The organism is Campylobacter portucalensis, from assembly GCF_009690845.1.
In the GTDB taxonomy this organism is placed as follows: Bacteria; Campylobacterota; Campylobacteria; order Campylobacterales; family Campylobacteraceae; genus Campylobacter_B; species Campylobacter_B portucalensis.
The window spans coordinates 1-20,456 of record NZ_VWSJ01000027.1; the positions used below are offsets into that span (position 1 = coordinate 1).

A 20,456-nucleotide genomic window follows, 5' to 3' on the forward strand; every position below is an offset into this window, starting at 1 on the left:
TTTATCTCTATAATATTCATATTGCTTTTTTCTTGCTGTAAGCTCTGCTGTAAGCTCTGAAAACGCGTCAAGAATTTTTACTATTTCATTTTGAATTTCAAGTGGAGGGATGGGGATTTTTAAATTTTTTATAGCATTAGCGTCAATTGTAGGCATTGCACCTGTGCGAATTTTAGATATTAATAGATACTCCATAGAAATTACATTGTAATATAAAAATTTATCCATTAAAAATTTATTTGGATATAAAGAAAAACAAGCATCAGATGACCAAAATTCTTCATCAATAAAAAACACTCTTCCAGCGTTTCCAGTATTTATTACAATTGTAGTTCCAGCTTTTCGGTTGCTTTTGTTATAATATCCCATTGGCGTTGTTCCGCCGTGAATTACAGGATATTTTTCATTTTCAAATAATTCTTTTGATGTTAATCTTTTACCTCTTAATATCTCGCAAACTTCGCCTAACTCTTTAAATTCCACCCCATTTGGACATAATTTATTAATTAAATTTTCTATTTTATTCATTTTCGCCACCATTATTAAAATTTTCACAAAGCTCTTTTATAACTTTTAGGCAAGAGTCTCTTTTATTTAAAATTTCATTGTATTCGCTCTCTTCGTTGCTATCATAAACAATGCCTGCACCAGCTCCGATAAAAACTGAAAATTCTTTTAAATTTTTGCAAAATATGGCACTTCTAATTAAAATCGCCATTTGCATATCTCCATTAAAATGCCAAAATCCAAGCCCTCCACCATAAACGCCACGAGATGAGGTTTCTAGTTCATTTATAATTTGCATAGCGCGAATTTTTGGAGCTCCGCTTAATGTGCCAGCAGGAAAGATGGTTTTAATGGTATCAAAAGTGCTAAATTTAGGGTCTTTTTTTCCATAAACTTCGCTAATTATATGCATTACTCTTTCATAAAATACGACATTTAAAGGATTTTCCACTCTAACTAAGCCAGGTAGGCTAAATTTTCCCACATCATTTCTTGCTAAATCTATTAACATTCTATGTTCGCTTAACTCTTTTTCATCGCTTAAAAGTTCGTTTTTTAATCTCTCATCTTCATTTGCATCAATTCCTCTTTTTCTAGTTCCTGCAATTGGGGCTACAAAAATTTCATTATCTTTTATACTTGCAACAAGTTCTGGACTGCTTCCTACTACATCACCAAATTTAGTTGGGAAGTGAAACATATAGGGGCTTGGATTGTTTATTTTAAGTCTTTCATAAAAATCAAGTGAGTTTAAATTTGTTTTTACTTCTAAAATTTTTGCTAAAACTACTTGAAAAATATCGCCACTTTTTATATACTCTTTTGCTTTTTTTATGGAATTTATAAAATCTTTTCTCTCATTATCTAAATTTGTTGAAATTTTATAAAAATAGTTTTCTTTTTTCTCTTGCTCATTAAATTTAAGCTCTTTTAAATTTTTATAAATTTTATCATCGCCATAAAATGAGTAAATTTTACTTATTTTGTCGTAATGAAGATAGTTTTTAGCATTTGCGTAGTATAAATTTGGAAAATCATATAAAGCTTTTTTAGGGCTTGCTAGGCGTTCAAATTTATAAACTATCTCATAGCCCATAACTCCAAAAATTCCTGCAAAATTAGGGAAATTTTTTGGGGTTGATTGCTTGCAGTTGTTAAAAAAAACTTGAACTTGATTTAAATTTTCGCCACTAAAATAGTTGCAATCAATTCCGATTATAGTTTGGTAGTTATCTTCTGCTAAGTAGCTGTTTGGGAAATCTTGCAAAATACTTCTATAATAAAAAATTGGATCTAAAAATAGCATAATTTACCTTTTTAAAAAATGTTTAATTATATCTAAAAAATTCTTAAAGAAAATAGATTGAGTGGTGATTTTTAAGATTTTTAAGGTAGAATTATCGTTTTGGGAGCAGGATATGGAAAATTTATTTTTAGAGATAGTTTTATTTGCTATTTTTGGTATTGCAATTGGGATGATTTCTGGTTTTTTTGGTATTGGTGGGGGTAGTTTTGTATCGCCGTTGATGCTTGCTTTTGGATATGATATTAAAACAGCTATTGGAATTTCTATTATGCAGATGGTTTTTAGCTCAGTTTTTGGATCAGTTGTGAATTATAAAGCAGGAAAGTTAAAGATTAATGATGGTTTGAGTGTTGGAATCGGTGGGCTTGTGGGGGCATTTTTTAGCGGTTTTATAGTTAAAAATATACCATCAATTTATTTAGAAATTGGGCTTACTTTTGCTTTATTTATTTGCATTTTAAAATTTTTTGTAACTATAGAAAATGGTAAAAATGAGATAAACTCAAGGTTTCTTTTGTTTGTAATTGGTTTTTTGATTGGGATGTTTGCTATAAGTATGGGCATTGGCGGAGCTATGTTTTTAACGCCGATTTTGGTTGGATTTATGGGGTATGATTTAAAAAAAGCTGTATCGATGGGACTATTTTTTGTGATATTTTCATCTATTAGCGGTTTAATTTCGATGATGATAAATGGATTTGTAAATTATAAATATGGTTTTTTACTTGGCATTGGTTCTCTTGTTGGGGTTTATTTTGGTGTTAAAATGTCTCATATGGTAGAAAAAAATTTGCAAAAAAAGCTATTATTAGTGCTTTATTTAGTGATGTTTATTCTTATGGTTAAACAGATATTTTTTAATTAGATTATTAGATTAAATATAAATTTAAGGACAAATATGAATAATTTTATAAAAATTTACGGTGCTAGGGAAAATAACTTAAAAAACTTAAATTTAACCATTCCAAAAAATAAACTTGTGGTTATGACAGGGCTTAGTGGAAGTGGTAAAAGTACTTTAGCTTTTCAAACTCTGTATGCTGAGGGGCAAAGGCGTTATATGGAGAGTTTAAGTTCATATGCAAGACAGTTTTTAGATAGAGCGCCAAAGCCTGATATTGATAAGATTGAAGGCTTAACGCCAGCAATTGCAATCGATCAAAAAACAACTTCAAAAAACCCTAGATCTACAGTTGGAACTATAACTGAAATTTATGATTATTTAAGGCTTTTATACGCTAGAGTTGGAGTTCAACACTGTCATAAATGCGGCAAAGTCATCTCAAAAATGAGTGCAAGCGATATCATAAATGAGATTTTAAAGCTTCCAGAAGGAGCTAAGATCGCTATATATTCGCCAATTGCTAGAGAGAAAAAAGGAACTTTTGCTGATACGATAGAAAACCTTAGAAATCAAGGTTTTATTAGAGCGATGATAGATGGAGTTATGGTTAGACTTGATGAGGAGATCGTTTTAAGTAAAACTAAAAAACACACAATTTTTGTAGTAATTGATAGAGTGGTTGTAAATGAAGAAAATTCTCAAAGAATAGCTTCAGATGTTGAAAAAGCTTTAAATTTAAGCTATGGCGAGCTTGAGATTGAGATAACAAATGCTGATGAATTAAATTTAGAAAATAAGCATATTCATTATAGCGAGCATATGGCTTGTTTTGATTGTAAAATTTCATTTTTGCCGCTTGAACCACTATCGTTTAGCTTTAATTCAGTTAAGGGAGCGTGTCCTAATTGTGATGGTCTTGGGATAAGATATAGCTTAGATGTTAAAAAAATTACAAATGAAGAAAATAGTGTCCAAAAAGGAGCTATTAAGCTAATGTATGGATTTAATAAAAGCTATTATCATAAATTTATGATAGCTTTTTGTGAGCAAAATGATATCCCTACAAATATCGCTTATGGTGATTTAAGTGATGATAATAAGAGGCTTATTTTATATGGAAATGAAAAAGAGATAAATTTTACGTGGAAAAAGCATAAATTAACTCGTAAATTTGAAGGAGCTTTAAAATACGTTTATGAAATGCTTAAGAATGAAAGAGATTTTGAAGATTTTATGAGTGAAAAAATTTGTGATAGTTGCAACGCTCATCGTTTAAAGCCTGAAAGCTTAGCTGTTAGAGTTGCAAATAAAACAATAGCTGAAATTATAGATACGAGTATAGAAAACTCATATAAATTTTTTATAGATGAATCAAATTTTAGCTATTTAACTAAAGAGCTAACTCAAGTTGCAAGTCCTATTTTAAAAGAGATTAGAGAAAGGCTTAAGTTTTTATATGATGTAGGGCTTGGATATCTAACTTTAGGAAGAGATAGCAGAACTATAAGCGGAGGCGAAGCACAAAGAATTAGAATCGCTTCTCAAATAGGAAGTGGTTTAAGCGGGGTTATGTATGTTTTAGATGAGCCTAGCATCGGACTTCATGAAAGAGATACTTTAAAATTAATCCAAACTTTAATAAGCTTAAGAGATAAAGGAAATAGCGTTATAGTTGTTGAACATGATAAAAAAACAATTAAAATGGCTGATTATATAGTTGATATTGGACCCTTAGCAGGTAATAGTGGCGGAGAAGTTGTGTTTAGTGGAACTTCAGACGAACTCTTAAAAGGAGATAGCTTAACAGCAAAATATATAAATGGTATTAAAAAAATTGATTATAGAAAAAATAGAAAGCAAGAAATTTGGCTAAGTATAAAAAATGTAACTATAAATAATATTTCAAATTTAAGTGCTAAATTTCCACTTAAAAATTTAGTTTGCATTACAGGAGTAAGTGGAAGTGGAAAAAGTTCTTTGATCTTACAAACACTGCTTCCAACGGCTTTAGAGGAGTTAAATCACGCTAAAAAGGTAAAAATTGTAAAAAATGCTAAAATTGAAGGCTTAGAAAATTTAGATAAAGTAATCTATCTTGATCAAAGCCCAATAGGAAGAACTCCTAGAAGTAATCCAGCAACCTACACAGGAGCGATGGATGATATAAGAACTCTTTTTAGCCAGACCAAAGAAGCAAAACTTAGAGGATATAAAATAGGTAGATTTAGCTTCAATGTAAAAGGTGGTAGATGCGAAAAGTGTAGCGGCGATGGAGAGATAAAGATAGAGATGCACTTTTTGCCTGATATTATGGTTGAATGTGATGCTTGCAAAGGCAAAAGATACAACGATCAAACCTTAGAAGTTAAATATAAGGGCAAAAGCATTGCTGATGTGCTAGAAATGAGCGTAGATGAAGCACTGGAGTTTTTTAAAGCGGTTCCAAAAATTTATGCAAAGCTTAAAACAATGCAAGATGTAGGGCTTGGATATGTAACTTTAGGGCAAAATGCTACAACTTTAAGTGGCGGCGAAGCTCAAAGGGTAAAATTAGCAAAAGAGCTAAGTAGAGCAAACACAGGAAATACGCTTTATATCTTAGATGAACCAACAACGGGGCTTCATTTTTACGATGTAGAAAAATTAGTTGGAGTTTTGCAGCATTTAGTTGATTTAGGAAACTCAGTTTTTGTAATTGAACATAATATGGATGTGATAAAAAATGCTGATTACATCATAGATATGGGGCCAGAAGGTGGAAGTAAAGGCGGTAAAATAATAGCTTGTGGCACTCCAAAACAGCTAGCAAAAAATCATGAAAAAACTCTTTCTTTTACAGGTAAATTTTTGGTTGATGAGTTAAAAGAATTAAAGGCTTAAAAATGAAAATTTTTGTTATAAATTTAGAAAAAGATACTCACAAAAAAGAGATTTTTATTAAAAATTTTAGTAAATTTAATCTTGAATATGAGTTTATAAAAGGCGTTCATGGTAAAGAGCTAAATAAAGATGAGTTAAATAAAAAAGTATATGATTATAAAAACTGCTTTATGACTGATGGCGAGATAGGTTGTGCTTTAAGCCACCTTAAAATTTATGAAAAAATGCAAGATGAAGACATCAGCCACGCTTTAATTTTAGAAGATGACGCTATTTTTAGTGATGAGTTTTTAGAATATTTTAATAAATTTGATGAGTTTTTGAAAGATAAAAAAGAATTTGATATGGTTTGCTTTATGCACCAAAATGATGAGTATTTTAAAAACTTAACCATAAAAATAGATGATTTTAAGATTTATAAAATTGCAAAAGGCGTTGGATGTTATGGCTATGTCATAACTAAGAATTCAGCCAAAAAACTTTTAAAAATAAACACTCCTTTGATTTTAGAAGCAGATTGTTGGGTTCAGTTTATAAAGATGTGTGATTTACAAGTTTATTGCTTAGACAAAAATATCATTAAAACTAGTGATTTTAATGGATTAAATTCATCAATTGGAGATGAAAGACACAAAATGGGCAAACAAAAATCTCGCGCTAGAAAAAGTCGCTTGAGAAAAATGGGGGGGGGTAGATATATGATTGGTAGTTTAAAATATAGATTTTATTATAAAATTTACTCTAAATTTTTAGTTAGTGGTGATAAGCATAAATAAAGGAAATAAATGAAAATTTTTGTTATAAATTTAGAAAAAGATACTCATAAAAAAGAGATTTTTATTAAAAATTTTAGTAAATTTAATCTTGAGTATGAGTTTATAAAAGGCGTTTATGGTAAAGAGCTAAGTGAAGATGAATTAAATCAAAAAGTTTATAAACATAAAGATAGATTTTTAGCAAAAGGCGAAATTGGTTGTGCTTTAAGCCACCTTAAAATTTATAAAAAAATGGTTGATGAGGATATAAATCACGCTTTAATCTTAGAAGATGACGCTATTTTTAGTGATGAGTTTTTAGAGTATTTTAATAAATTTGATGAGTTTTTAAAAGATAAAAAATATTTTGAAATGGTTTGTTTGATGCATGAGGGGCATGAATTTTTCGTAAATCATAAAATAAAATTAGATAATAATTTAGCTTTTTATAAACTTACAAAAGGAGTGGGAGCTTATGGCTATATAATTACAAAAAATTCAGCTAAAAAACTCTTAAAAACAAACACCCCAGTATTTTTAGAAGCAGATTGTTGGGTTCAGTTTATTAAACTTTGTGGGCTTAATGTTTATTGTTTAGATAAAAACATCATTCAAACAAATGATAACACAGGCGAAAATTCATCTATTTGCAAAGATTGGAGTTGGCTTGATAAAAAGAAAAAACAAAAATTTAGAAAAAAGGATTTAAGACTTATAGGGGGGGGGGGAGATATCTTATAGGTGGCTTGAAATATAGAATTTTTAGAAAACTAAATTTTAAATATAAAAAAACAGGCGATAATAAGAAAGAATATTACGAAAATATAAGTAAAAATTTTAAGTTGTAATTTAAATTAATTATATAAAAAAGGAAATTTATGAAAACTTTAACGATAATTGATACATTTGGATTTTTTTTCAGGCTTTATTATGCTATGAGTTCTTTAAGAACAAAAGATGGAAAACCAAGTGGTATGGTGCACGGATTTGCAAATTTTATAGCTAGTTTAAAAGGAGAGTATGAGAGTGATTATATAATATTTGCACTTGATAGCAAAGGCGAAACTTTTAGAAGTAAGATTGATTCAAACTATAAAAAAAATCGTCAAACTCCACCAGAAGCTCTTTTAGCTCAACTTCCAATTTGCATAAAAATGATAGAAGATATGGGGCTTTGTTTTTTAGCAAAAGAAGGATACGAGGCCGATGATATAATTGCAAGTGTGGTTAAAAAATTTGAAAATGATGACATTTTTATAAGAGTTGTAACTCACGATAAAGATCTTTATCAACTAATTAAAAATGGCAAAGTTGAAATTTATAGTCCAGCAAAAAAAGAGAGTTATGATGAAGAGGCTTGCTATGAAAAATATGGCGTCTATCCTAATCAAATAAGAGATTTTTTGGCTATAGTTGGAGATACTAGCGATAATATCCCAGGAGTTAAAGGCATTGGAGAAAAAGGGGCTAAAAATTTACTTGATGAGTTTAAGAGTTTAGAAGAAATTTATGAAAATTTAGACAAAATTTTAAATCTAAGATTGAAAAATATGCTAATAAGTGGCAAAGAGAGTGCTTTTATTAGTAAAAAGTTAGCAACTCTTTATGATGATTTAGAAATTCCAAATTTAAATAGTGCAAAATTTCCAACCACAAATCCACTTCTTAAAATTAAAAACATTCTAGAAGAGTACTCATTAAATAGGCTTTTAAATACTCTTGATAAAAGTAGCATTCAAAAAAGTTCTAAATTTGAAAGTATTTTAGTAACTGATGAAGAAAAATTAGATGAAATTTTATCAAATATTACACCCCAAACAAAAGTAGCTTTTGATACAGAAACTACAGATCTTGATAGTAAAGTTGCTAAAATAGTAGGATTTTCATTTTGTTTTGATGAAGAAATTAGCTACTACGTTCCAATAAACCATAACTTTTTAGGAGTTGGGGATCAAATTTCAAGCAAAGTTGCTAAAAAAGGGATTGAAAAAATTTTCAAAAGTTTTGTTATAGGGCATAATTTAAAATATGATTTTAGAATTATTAGAAATAATTTTAGTATAAATCCACCTGAAATTTATGCTGATACTATGATAATGGCGTGGTTAATGGATCCAGGAAGTAGTGTTGGGATGGATAATTTGGCTTTAAAGTTATTTAATTATAAAACAATTAAATTTGAAGATGTTGTAAGAAAAGGAGAAAATTTCGCTAATGTAAATTTTGAAAATGCTAGCAAATACGCTAGCGAAGATGCGTGGATAACGCTGAGATTTTATAATGCTTTATCAAAAATTTTGGGTGAAGATTTATTAAAAATTGCTTCAAATTTAGAATTTCCATTTATAAAAGTGCTTTTAGATATGGAAGAAGAAGGCATTTTAATGGACATAGACCGCCTTAGAGAGATGATTTTAGCCCTAAATGAAGATATTAAAAGCTTAACTAATGAAATTTATAAATTAAGCAAGCAAAGATTTAATTTAAACTCTCCAAAACAACTTGGCGTAGTGCTTTTTGAAAACTTAAATTTACCAGCTAAGAAAAAGACTAAAACAGGCTATAGCACAGATGAGAGCGTTTTAAATTCCCTTATTGATACCCATCCAGTTATATCTAAAATTTTAGAATATAGAGAAATTTATAAACTTCAAAGCACCTACACAGAACCACTTTTAAATCACGCTTTAAAAGATGAAAAAGGTAGAGTTTATACAGATTTTTTACAAACAGGCACCGCAACAGGACGCCTATCATCTAAAAACCCAAATTTACAAAATATCCCTGCACGTGGGCGTTTAGCAAAGCAGATGAGAGATTGTTTTATCTCAAAAAATGGATATAGCTTAGTTTCATTAGATTATTCTCAAATTGAGCTTAGGCTTTTAGCACATTTTAGCGAGGATTATTCCTTGATTAAAGCATTTAAAAACGGCGAAGATATTCATACAAGAACGGCAATTAGCATATTTGGAAGTAGTGATAATGAAAAAAGAGCAATTGCAAAGAGTATAAATTTTGGCTTAATTTATGGAATGGGTGCAAATAAGCTTTCAAATGAGTTAAATATCTCAAGAAACGAAGCAAAAGATTATATAGATAGATATTTTATGGCATTTACTAGTATAAAAGAGTTTTTAGAAAACCTTAAAGCTGAAGCTAAAATCAAAGGATATTCCGAGACTTTAATAGGTAGAAAAAGGTTTTTTAACTTCTCAAACGCAAATCAAAGAGAACTTGCTATGTATGAAAGAGAAGCGGTAAATACTAAATTTCAAGGCTCAGCAGCTGATATCATAAAAATGGCTATGCTTAAAATTTATCCGCTTTTAGATGAAAATGCAAAAATGCTACTTCAAATTCACGATGAGCTTATTTTTGAAGTAAAAGATGAAAAGATTGATGAATTTAGCAAAAAAGCTAGAGATATTATGGAAAATATTTATAAATTAAATGTGCCACTAATTAGCTCTTTAAGCATTGCAAAAAAATGGGGCGAACTCAAATAAGCTTAGTAATTTACTAAGCTTAAATTTAGCTTTCTTATTAGTTTTAATAAATTTGCTATCTAAATCATTATCTAAACTAGCACTTTTTTATACAAGAAAATTTACCATTCTTATATTTTTAAATTTAAGTTTGATTTATGATATCCTAAAATATTTTTATAATGCCTTACTCTAACATATCATATTATAATTTATCAAATTTTATATTCATATCTTTCGTTTAGGTTTTATTGTTTGATTTAATAAATTTAGTTAAATAAGTAGTCCATCTTTTAAATATTTACACGCTCTATTGCCTTTATATTTTGAGTTTATCAGATCTTAATAAGCTTAGTAAATTTACTAAGCTTAAATTAATTTTTAAATTTAGATATATCTATAGCAAAATCACTTTCATTGCTGATTAGAGCTTTGGAATTTAAAACATCATCTTGAATTCCTTCTTCAAAGATGTCGTTGATTTTTGTAATATTTTTAGTTTTAACTCCTATTAGTTTTGAAAAACTCTCGCTAAAATAGTTATTATAGCTTCTATTTTTGATCCAAATTCTATCTTTATCATCACTTGATAATTTTAATAGCGGAATTTCAAGTGCTTGTTTTGATGGATAGTCTCTCACTACTAATTCAAATTTAGAAAATTTTTCAATATGAGTTAATCCATGATCGCTAAAATACACCATTGAAAAGCTTTCGCTCTTATCTTTTTGATAAGCATCTTGCAAAATTTTATATACACTCTCTAAATCATTATCTGTTTGTTTTATTAAATCTACATAGCAATTTATATTGAAAGTTTTTTTATCTTTATATTTACGATATGATTTATTTGTTAGTTTTTTGCAAAAAGTTGGATGCTCTCCTACAAAATGCAAGAAAAATACTCTAACTTTTTTACTCTTTATTTTATAAAATTCCCCAAATTTTTTGACCAAATTCGCATCGGTTTTATCTTGTATAGATGGATCATTTTCTAAAAAGTACTGAACCCCAGCTCTTTTTGCTAATATTGTTGTTGGTGTGTCATGAACTCCAAAATATCCTTGATTTGACAACCAGTAAGTCTCAAAACCAGCTAAATTTGCTAAGTCTATTATATTGTAATTAAAATCTTGATTGTAATTTAAAGAATTTTTTAGATTTTTTATCGTGTTTATAGCAGTTGATTGATAACCATCTATAAAAAGACCATTTACGCCATCTAAAAATGGGGTATTTTTTTGATTATATCCATAAAGATGAGTGTAGTCTTTTCTCATACTTTCGCCAATTATGATGATAAAATTTTTATATTTTGGATCTATACTTTCAATCTCCCATTTTGGCTCGATTTTTGTATTTTTTAGAAGCGTTAAATTTTCATAACCAGAATTTAGATACTCTATAATCCTAGCAACAGAACTTGTCGAGCTTATGCTCCATAATTTTCCAGTTGCAGTAAGTGTGGTAAAAATTAAAAGTAAAACAGCTAGCCATCTTTTAGTAAAATTTATCTTTGGCATTTTTTTATATAGAAATAGTAAAAAAATTAAGCTAGTAATCGAGATGAATATATATTGCCAAGGAATTGATGTTGCAAAATCTCTTGCTTCGCTTCCATAAGTAGCATAGATTGAAACTACAAAATCTTTATTTACAACACCATGCAAAATCCCAGTAGGTGCATAAAATGCTAATATACAACAAAAAGCAAAACAAATCCAAAAAAATCTCTTAAGATGTAAAAATAAAAATATAGTAAAAGCTAAATATAGCGTGTTTGTGTAGAAATTTAAACCAGAAGAGAAGTTGATTCTACCAGTTCCTATATTTAAATAAATGCTAATAAAAAATATTATTAATATATATATATATATATATATCTTTTTTTCATAAATTTCTCCTTAAATGCTTCTTAGGAAAAAATTCCTAAGAATAAATTTTAATAGTTATCTTTTTTTGCAAAAATTAAATAAAAAAGATACGTGATTATAAAACAAATAGCAGTTGGAACTATCCATCCCAACATAGAGCTATAAAATGGGAATTGTTTTACAACATCTGTTATAAATGGAATATTGATACCTGTTATATCCAAAGCGTTTATGATACCAATCAAAGCACAAACATAAACACAAACTCTATAAATGAGTCTATTTGAATCTATCATTTTGTTTATTAAAGATAGTATTATTAAAATGATAGAAATAGGATATAAAGATATAAGCACAGGAACGCTAAATTTTAAAATTTGATTTAGTCCTAAATTTGCTACTAAAAAGCTAACTACGCACCAAATAACTACCCAAATTTTATAATTTATCTTAGGGCAAATACTCTCAAAATAACTACTTACTGAACTAATCAAACCAGTAGTTGTTGTAAAGCAAGCTAAGAAAAATGCTAGTCCAAGTATAATTCTACCGCTATTTCCAAATAGATGATTTGATAACTCAGATAAAATAGCCGCTCCGTTTTGTGAATTTGCAAATTCATTCATCCCTCCAGCACTTGCACCTAAAAATCCAAGCATAATATAAATTATCATTAAAATCGCACCAGCAACCATTCCAGCTTTAATTGTTGCATTTGAAAGATACTCTTCGTTTTTAACGCCCATATCTTTCATAGCAGTAGCTACGATTATACCAAAAACAAGGGCAGCTAAAGCATCCATTGTCTGATATCCTTCTACAAATGCCTTACTAGCAGGAGCAATCGCATAATCGCCCTTAGGTGTAGCAAAATTTCCAGGTAAATTTATATATCCAGCCACAAAAAATACAACAATCAAAATAAGCATAGCAGGCGTTAGCCATTTACCTAAAAGCTCAACCATTTTTGATGGATAAATACAAACATACCAATTTAATACAAAATATATTGCTCCATAAACAGCTAATGATAAAGAGTGATAATCTTTGTCGATAAATGGCATAATTGAAATTTCAAAAGGCATATTTGCAGCTCTAGGAATCGCAAGCAATGGTCCAATTGACACATAAATGGCTGTTACAAAAATCACAGCAAACCAAGAATCTGCTCTACTTGCAAGGCTTTTTAAATCGCCTGCTTTTGCTACTGCAGCTACTCCTAAAACTGGTAGAACAACTGCTGTTAAGCAAAAAAACATAATAGCTAAATAATAGCTAGTTCCAGCGTCTTTTCCAACCATAGGCGGAAAAATGAAATTTCCCGCACCAAAAAACATAGAAAACAACATTAATGAAATTATAAAAAATTGCTTTTTATTAAGTCCTTTTTCCATATAAACTCCTAAATTTAGTAAATTTCATAAATAATGCATAAAATATCCTTAAAATATTATAAAAATAGATGCTTTTTTAATGCAATAAAAAATTTTATAACTTTTTTACACATAAAAATTTAAATATTATTTGAAGTGATTTTTAAGATTTAGTCTGTATTTTTAAATAAATTTATATCTGAAGCCCTAAATTTAGGGCTTAAATTTAATTTTCTATAAAATACTTTTTTGCATAATTTGCATCTTTATATAAAGCATCTTTGTATTTTTCCTTGCCATAATTTCTTATAATCTCTTGTCCTTTATTGGAAGCTACAAACTCAACAAATTCCTTTGCTAATTTATAATTTTTTGAGCCATCATCATTTCTAGTTAGGGCTGAATAGGTATTTATAAGATAAGGATCTCCTTTAAATAAAACTTCACTATTTAAAAGTTCATTTTTTGCAACCACATAAGTGCTACTATCAGTCATAAAATATCCATTTGTTTTATCAGCTTTTTTTAAGGTTGCAAGCATAAAGTCTTTATTTTCTTGATACCACTCGCCTTTTGGCTCTATATTTGTCATTTTCCAAATGCTTAACTCTTTTTTATGAGTGCCTGAATTATCGCCTCTAGTATAAAAAAGTGATTTTGAATCAGCTATTTTTTTATAAGCTTCTTTAACATCTTTAGCTTCTTTTATACCAGCAAGATCGCTTTTTGGACCGATTATATAAAACTCATTTGAACCAATTAAGGTTCTATTATCAGCCCAGCCCTCACTAACTGCGTTTATTTCAGCTTTTGGGGTATGAACCATAGCTATATCAATCTTTTTATCTTTTAAAAGTTCAAGAGTTTTGCCACTTCCAGCTTTTATCCAGCAAATTTTAGCGTCTTTATCTTTACTAAATTCATTTGCTAAAACCTCTACTAAACCAAGTTCTCCAGGGCTTCCAGTTGCTAGTCTTAGCTCTAAATTTCCATCGCCGTAAATTTGAGTACAATTTATAGCCAGCAGAGTATTTGTTATAAGTGCTGAAGATAAAAATATTTTTTTCATTTAATTTCCTTTAATTTTTATGTAGTGTATCTTGAAATAGTAAATTTATCACCTGTTATCAAATCAAATGAGTCGATTAAATTTATTAATATAGTGATAAATTTAGTCAAGATTGTCAAAATTTATACTCAAAACCTGCATGCAGTGTCCTTCCTGGCGCAGGAGTTAGCCCCATATTGTTTGAATCTAAATAGTATCTATTTGTGAGATTATCCAAACTTATTGAAAATTTTATATTATTTTTAGGCATATAATCTAAATATAAATCCACAATTGAATAAGGGTCCCACTGAGCACTATTTGTTTCGCCTTTTTGTGTATCGTTAAAATTCCAAATAGATACAAACCTTTTGCTATAATAACTATATCTAGCCCCTAAATCTAATTTATTATTTAAAAGTCTTGTTCCTAAATTTACAAAAAGTGTTGTTTTTGGCGGGACTGAATTTGAGAGATTTGAGCCATCGATGCCACCATTATAACACTGTTTTTGACCTGGCTTTAAATTTGATGATTTTTGACAAAAATTAGTTTTTAAAATTCTATTAAATCCTAAATTTGAATAAAATTTACCACTATCAAAATAAATAGAAGCCTCTAACCCTCTAAATAAAGCACTTTTGATATTGGTTGTTTGCTGAAAATTACTTTTTAAAATATTCGTTCTTGTTAAATAATCTTTTGTATAGTTGTTATAAAAAGCGAATTTAAAACCAAAAACATTATCAAAATTAGCTAAATTTTCATACAATAAATTTGTACCGATTTCAAAATCAAAATGTCTTTCTGGCTTTAAAGAGTTATGTTTTGCTTCTCCTTGATTTTGAATTCCCCATCCTTTTGTGGCTTGAAAAAGACTAGGATTTCTAACAGCTTGAGCATATTTTGCGTATAAAATGACGTTTTCATTTGCCTTGAAAGTCATCATAAATGCTGGACTTAAAGCTTTTGTTTTTATGTTTGGAGTAAAAATTTTGTTGATTTTTAGTTTTTTGTTATGATCATATCCATTTGGAATTTGCAAAGGATTGTTGTCTTTTATTTTTGCATTTATATATCTCAATCCAAAATCAGCTTCAAATTTATCAAAAATAGGATAATTAACCCATAAAAATGCACTTACTTCATCTCTTTTTGCATCTCTTTCATACAGCTTTCCATTAGCTTTAAAATCAGCAACTCTAAATTTTGCAGGATCATAACCTCTTTTTTTCAAAAATTCTATATGAGAAGTAGATGTTGGGTAGTTTTTCTTTCTAAGTCTTTCATCTGTATCTTTTGGTTGTTTAAATCTCTCATAAGTATAAGAAATTCCATAATTTATTTTCAAAGGCTTATTTTTTATATCTAAAATGCTTGTATTTTCTAAGCTAAATCCTATTTGATTTGAGATTATAAAAGAGGCGTATCTGCTATCTAAAGGAGTTAGGATAGAGTTTTTATCATAATCAACTAAATCTTCAACAAAAGGCATAAATAAAGATGTGTCATTTTTAGTAAAATATGAATTAAATTTAAGATCAAGATATGGATTGTTAGGATTATATCTATAGCTAGAACTAATTGAATCAATTACAACTTCTTGACCCTCGCCTTGTAAAGCACCATCGCTTCTAATACTTGTTTGAGATGGCATTAATTCTCCAAAATTGCTATCATATCTGCTATAAGTGAGATTAAAATTTTGAAACTCATCATATAAATTTAGTTTTGCTAAATAAGATTTACTCTCTAAAAATGTATTTAAAACCTCTTCTTTGGCTCTATAATATGTGTAATTTCCTTGTTTAAAAACTAGCTTCTTAGATATAATTTCATGGCTTACTGCTTGTAAGTAGCCGTTATAATTTTTATATTTGCTAGGATCTTCTAGCTCTTTTGCTAAATCTGGATCATATTCTAATATGTTTTTTATATTATAATCATCATCATATATTGCTTTACTGGTTTTAATTCCTATGATTTGTGGAGTTGAACCATATTTTCCAGCAAAATAATTGCCTTGAAATTTTCTTGCATAAGCTAAAACGATATCAGCATTTTCCCATTTTTTAGCAAAAGCAATGCTTCCATTCCAGCTTTGTCCTAAATTTTGAAAAGGATTTTTATTTTGATATCTAGCAGGCGTGTTGTATGTTTGAGGATGTTTTTGTAGATATGCTTTGCACTCTTCATCATCTTCGTCTTTGCAACTATCAACCCATTTAGTTCTATAGCCTCCACGAGTGTATAAAGATGGCTTTTTGCTTGTATTTGACATAATTCCGCCGCTTATTCTTACACCCCAATCATTATCATCTAAAATTATATCTTTATATCCTATGGTTTGCATTCTAACAACACCACCAGTTGCACCAACCCCATCGCCTCCAAAATTTACTCCTTTTTGTATCTCTATACTAGATATTAAATCAGGATCAAGATATGTTCTAGTACTAGATCCTGCATATCCTTGCCAAGATGGAACAGACCTTAAGCCATTATCTATATAAATAGGAACCCTATTTTCATTTTGAAGACCTCTAATATTTACTGTGATTGCGCCGCTATTTCGTTTATTTGTGATAAATACTCCTGGAATTGAACTTAAAAAATCTCCAACAGAACTACCTCTAAATCTTGAAATATTTTTGCCATCTAAATAAGAAAAAGATCCAGACTGTTGATAATTTTTTAATAAAACTTCGCCTTGATATGGGCGATTTGTAGCAGATATGTTAAACTCATCAAAAATTAACTCATCTTGTGCTTGCAATATCTGAGTTAAAACTAAAAATATTGTAAATTTTTTATACATAATTTTTCACCTTTTTTATTTAAAATTTTGTATTATATTGTATAAAATTTAAAAATTTATTAATGATTTTAATTATTGTTTTTTATAGAAGGAAAATTTTATCAAGCAATAAAATATTTCATTAAAATTTATCTTATTTTAAGTTAAATGATAATAATATTCACTTGATGATTAATAATAAAGTTGAGATTATGAATAATTTTACATTGTGTGCTAGTAGGGTCAAATTTACGCAAGTTATTTTTTGTTTATTGTTTATTGTAATTTTTCTTGGTTGTTCTTTTAATAAACTCGAAGTTAGCGATGATTTTAATGATTTTAGAGTCATAAATTCAAACACGAAAGAAATTTTAAATTATGAAGAGTTTATAAATTTGCTTTTAGAAAATGATATTATTTTATTGGGAGAATCACATAAAACACCTTACCATCATTTTTTAGAGAAAAAAATCATACTTGATTTAGCTAAATTTAAGCCTATAAATGTTGTATTTGAGATGGGCGGTGCTGATTTACAAAAAGATTGGGATAATGCTACTAAAAATAGAGATAAAATTTCTCCAAATAAACTAAAAAAAGCTTTAAATTGGGATGATAGTTGGGATTTTAAATATTATGGTGATTTGGTTAGTAGCTTATTTTATGGTGGGGTAAAATTTAGTGCTGGAAATTTAAGTAAAGATGAAATAAATACAATATATAGTGGTGCTATGCCACTATATGGCATAAAATCAACAACAAAAGATGTTAAAGAAAAGATAAAATTACACATAAATCGAACTCATAAAATTGATGAAAAAATTTTAGAAAAAATGGTTGAAATTCAGCAATTTAAAGATAGAAGAATGGCAGATAAATTAGTAAATAGCGATATTTTATCTGTTTTGGTAGCAGGTAGATTTCACGTTGATAAAAATTTTGGAGCTCCTCTTCATATAGATGATTTTAATAAAAATAAAAAGTATGCAGTTGTTGTTTTTGGGGATATCGATGAGATTATAAATGAAGAAAATAGCTTGATGAGTGATTATTTTATAGAATTTAAACAAGGTTTAAAATGGTAAAAATCTTATTAAACTTAACTTTTTATTTCGGTTTATTTTGCGTATTTACAAATATTCAAGAGCTTAAGTTTAATAAATTAAAAATTTCAACTAAAGAAATAAAAATAGCAAAAGCAATTTGTATTTCTGGCTAGAGGAATAACTTTTATAATAAATGTTTCATATAAATTTTTAAGATAAAAAATAAAATTAATATATAAGGAGATAAAATGAATAAATTTTTTAAATTGTCTATTATTTCGTGTTTAGCACTAAATTTAATGCACGCAGATGAGATTGAATTTGATAATTTAAAAATTTCAGCTAAAGAGATAAAAGATGATGATAAATCGTTTGTAACACCTGGTGCAGTTAGCTCTAGGGGGGGGGTTGGTAGCTCTACTCAAAGCATTGATAGTATTATTAGAAGTATGCCAGGAAGCTATACAAATACAGATCAAACTCAAGGAACCATTCAAGTTAATATCCGCGGAATGACAGGAGTTGGTAGAGTAAATACTATGGTTGATGGAGTAACTCAGACATTTTTTGGAACTTCAGCTGATAATGGTAAATTTCACACAGGGCAAGGAAATATAGGAACTTCAGGTTTTGGTGCTATGATAGATCAAAACTTTTTAGTTGCTGCTGATGTTACAAAAGGAACATTTAGCGGAGGACATGGCGGGCTTATGGGTGGAGCAAATTTTAGAACCATAGGTGTTGATGATTTGGTAAGAGATGATAATCTTTTTGGTTTTATGGGTAGATATTCTCATGGAACAAATGGTATAGGATATAACTATATGGGCGCCGTTGCAGGTAAATATAAATTTGATAACGGTGGAAGTGTAGGAGCACTTTTTGGCTATAGCAGAAAAAAGATTTCTCAAAACTATGATGTTGGCGGTGGTGGAAAAATAAGCGAAAAAAGAACTCCAAATCCAAACTTTGATCCAACTCAGCCAATAAGTTTGTCGAACCATCCATTTGAAGACTCAAGCCCATTTAATCCTGACGAGCTAACTCAAAAACCAAAAAGCTATTTATTTAAAGTAGAGATTAAGCCCAATGAGTTTAACAAAGCTATAATAAACTATAGAAGATATGAGAATTTATTAGCTGGCAGAGATATGATTCATAACAATTATCAACTTGATTATAACTTTAATCCCGATAATGAATTAATAGATATCAAATTCTTAGCTGCTTATACTAAAGGTGAGCAAAAATACCTTGATGATGCAGTGTTTTTTGGTAGAACTGATATGGCAAATAAGGGCGATTTAAAAACCATAAATGAAGCAATTACTTTAAATTTAAGCAATAAATCAAGATTTCATTTTGATAATTTTACATACACTCCAACGCTTGGAATAAATTTTTTAGACAACGAGTATAAAAACACTTTAAATATGAGTTTGCCAGGAGCTACATCAACTCCTTTTTCTCCAAAAGGTAGGCAAAAAATAGTAACTTTTTATTTGGATAATAGACTTAATTATTCTATTTTTGAATTTGATGCAAACTTAAATTTACAAAAATGGAACATTAAAGGGCACAAGCCAAAGTGTGATATAGGGCATTTTTGTTTTCCAAGGCATGCAACCGATATAGATAAAGATGATTTAGAATTTAACTACTCATTTTTACTATCAGCAAAAATTCACGATCTTTTTGCTCCATTTGTAAGCTACTCAAAAACAACAAGACCACCAAATGTTCAAGAGATGTTTTTCTCAACAAACGAAGGAAATGGTGTTAATCCATTTTTAAGACCAGAAGAGGCTAAAACTTGGCAAATTGGATTTAATAGTTTTAAAGAAAATTTAATGCTTGATAATGATAGATTTGGTTTAAAAGTGCTTTATTATAATACTCATGTGGATGATTATATCTATAACAAATCTTTTTACACAACAGATGCTTTTATGCTTCATTTAAATCAAACAGAAGTTACTAAATTTAGGGGTTGGGAAGTAGAATTAAGCTATGATACAGGTATGTTTTATGTAAAAGGAAGCTATTCAAAGCAAACTAGCAATCAAACTACAAATGAAACAAGCGGAACTCATTCAAATTCATTTGGTGGATATACAGAAATAACAGAACTTCCTAAAGACTATGCTAGAATCGATGTAGGAACAAGACTTTTTGATGAAAAATTAACCATAGGAATGATAGCAAAATATACAGGAGATGCTTATAGAGTAACCATTGGTACTGATAATAGAGTCCCAACAAATGACCCAAATGACTTGTATCCAGAGCTTTTAAAAGAAAAACTTCCTAATATCCCAACTATTTATGATTTTTATATGATTTTAAAGCCAAATGAGAATTTAACGCTTAAATTTGAAATTCAAAATTTATTTGATAAAAACTATATGGACGCTTTAAATGCATTTAATGGCACTGAGAATCAGCACACATATGATATAAATGGAAATGATATCTATTTATTTGACAACCAAGCAAGAGGTAGAACTGTATTAGGAAGTTTTGAGTATAAATTTTAAA

Annotated in this window: 13 protein-coding genes; 7 read left to right on the forward strand and 6 right to left on the reverse strand. The window is 28.8% G+C overall.

Annotated elements, in window-relative coordinates:
• Together F1B92_RS06750 and F1B92_RS06755 are read right to left on the reverse strand one after the other, a co-directional pair.
• The coding region (locus tag F1B92_RS06750; RefSeq protein ID WP_195836314.1) for a restriction endonuclease subunit S at positions 1-528 on the reverse strand (528 nt) is incomplete at its 3' end.
• Positions 521-1,813 (reverse strand): anthranilate synthase component I family protein, encoded by a 1,293-nt coding sequence (locus F1B92_RS06755; RefSeq protein WP_154571102.1) that lies wholly within the window; start codon positions 1,811-1,813, stop codon positions 521-523. The genes F1B92_RS06755 and F1B92_RS06750, both read right to left, overlap by 8 nt.
• A gap of 112 nt (positions 1,814-1,925) precedes the next feature.
• On the opposite strand from F1B92_RS06755, the gene F1B92_RS06760 reads away from it, so the two are divergent.
• The 5 genes from F1B92_RS06760 to polA all read left to right on the forward strand — a co-directional run bounded on the left by F1B92_RS06760 (position 1,926) and on the right by polA (position 9,801).
• The gene (locus tag F1B92_RS06760) at positions 1,926-2,678 is read left to right on the forward strand and encodes a sulfite exporter TauE/SafE family protein (protein ID WP_154571103.1); all 753 of its coding nucleotides are present in this window, start codon (positions 1,926-1,928) and stop codon (positions 2,676-2,678) included.
• A 33-nt stretch (positions 2,679-2,711) separates the two neighbouring features.
• Entirely contained in the window at positions 2,712-5,537 is a 2,826-nt protein-coding gene (gene uvrA, locus F1B92_RS06765) for an excinuclease ABC subunit UvrA (RefSeq protein ID WP_154571104.1), read from the forward strand.
• Between the two features lie 2 nt (positions 5,538-5,539).
• Entirely contained in the window at positions 5,540-6,313 is a 774-nt protein-coding gene (locus tag F1B92_RS06770) for a glycosyltransferase family 25 protein (protein WP_154571105.1), read from the forward strand.
• 9 nt (positions 6,314-6,322) lie between these two features.
• Positions 6,323-7,033: a glycosyltransferase family 25 protein gene (locus F1B92_RS06775; protein WP_154571106.1), complete on the forward strand. Its 711-nt coding sequence runs from the start codon at positions 6,323-6,325 to the stop codon at positions 7,031-7,033.
• Positions 7,034-7,170: 137 nt separating this feature from the next.
• Entirely contained in the window at positions 7,171-9,801 is a 2,631-nt protein-coding gene (gene polA / locus F1B92_RS06780) for a DNA polymerase I (RefSeq protein ID WP_154571107.1), read from the forward strand.
• A 353-nt stretch (positions 9,802-10,154) separates the two neighbouring features.
• Here polA and F1B92_RS06785 read toward each other — a convergent pair whose 3' ends face one another.
• From F1B92_RS06785 to F1B92_RS06800, 4 genes are all read right to left on the reverse strand, one after another.
• Positions 10,155-11,450 carry a sulfatase-like hydrolase/transferase gene (locus F1B92_RS06785; RefSeq protein ID WP_154571108.1) on the reverse strand — a complete coding sequence of 432 codons (1,296 nt, stop codon included), beginning with the start codon at positions 11,448-11,450 and terminating at the stop codon, positions 10,155-10,157.
• Positions 11,451-11,722: 272 nt separating this feature from the next.
• Positions 11,723-13,048 (reverse strand): branched-chain amino acid transport system II carrier protein, encoded by a 1,326-nt coding sequence (brnQ, locus tag F1B92_RS06790; RefSeq protein ID WP_154571109.1) that lies wholly within the window; start codon positions 13,046-13,048, stop codon positions 11,723-11,725.
• Positions 13,049-13,253: 205 nt separating this feature from the next.
• Positions 13,254-14,096, reverse strand: a complete 843-nt coding sequence (locus F1B92_RS06795) for a substrate-binding domain-containing protein (protein WP_154571110.1) — start codon at positions 14,094-14,096, stop codon at positions 13,254-13,256.
• 115 nt (positions 14,097-14,211) lie between these two features.
• Entirely contained in the window at positions 14,212-16,893 is a 2,682-nt protein-coding gene (locus F1B92_RS06800; RefSeq protein WP_154571111.1) for a TonB-dependent receptor domain-containing protein, read from the reverse strand.
• A gap of 191 nt (positions 16,894-17,084) precedes the next feature.
• Here F1B92_RS06800 and F1B92_RS06805 point away from each other — a divergent pair, with 191 nt between their 5' ends.
• A complete protein-coding gene (locus F1B92_RS06805; protein ID WP_195836315.1) occupies positions 17,085-17,957 on the forward strand; it encodes a ChaN family lipoprotein in 873 nt (290 codons plus the stop codon).
• Between the two features lie 209 nt (positions 17,958-18,166).
• Positions 18,167-20,455, forward strand: coding sequence for a TonB-dependent receptor domain-containing protein (locus F1B92_RS06810; protein ID WP_154571113.1), 2,289 nt, complete (start codon positions 18,167-18,169; stop codon positions 20,453-20,455).
• Position 20,456 lies beyond the last annotated feature (1 nt).

Excerpts from the sequence above, each read along its gene's own strand:
- F1B92_RS06755 (WP_154571102.1), bottom strand. The coding sequence starts at position 1,813 with ATGCTATTTTTAGATCCAATTTTTTATTATAGAAGTATTTTGCAAGAT.
- F1B92_RS06760 (WP_154571103.1), top strand. The coding sequence starts at position 1,926 with ATGGAAAATTTATTTTTAGAGATAGTTTTATTTGCTATTTTTGGTATT.
- uvrA (WP_154571104.1), top strand. The coding sequence starts at position 2,712 with ATGAATAATTTTATAAAAATTTACGGTGCTAGGGAAAATAACTTAAAA.
- F1B92_RS06770 (WP_154571105.1), top strand. The coding sequence starts at position 5,540 with ATGAAAATTTTTGTTATAAATTTAGAAAAAGATACTCACAAAAAAGAG.
- F1B92_RS06775 (WP_154571106.1), top strand. The coding sequence starts at position 6,323 with ATGAAAATTTTTGTTATAAATTTAGAAAAAGATACTCATAAAAAAGAG.
- polA (WP_154571107.1), top strand. The coding sequence starts at position 7,171 with ATGAAAACTTTAACGATAATTGATACATTTGGATTTTTTTTCAGGCTT.
- brnQ (WP_154571109.1), bottom strand. The coding sequence starts at position 13,048 with ATGGAAAAAGGACTTAATAAAAAGCAATTTTTTATAATTTCATTAATG.
- F1B92_RS06795 (WP_154571110.1), bottom strand. The coding sequence starts at position 14,096 with ATGAAAAAAATATTTTTATCTTCAGCACTTATAACAAATACTCTGCTG.
- F1B92_RS06800 (WP_154571111.1), bottom strand. The coding sequence starts at position 16,893 with ATGTATAAAAAATTTACAATATTTTTAGTTTTAACTCAGATATTGCAA.
- F1B92_RS06805 (WP_195836315.1), top strand. The coding sequence starts at position 17,085 with ATGAATAATTTTACATTGTGTGCTAGTAGGGTCAAATTTACGCAAGTT.
- F1B92_RS06810 (WP_154571113.1), top strand. The coding sequence starts at position 18,167 with ATGAATAAATTTTTTAAATTGTCTATTATTTCGTGTTTAGCACTAAAT.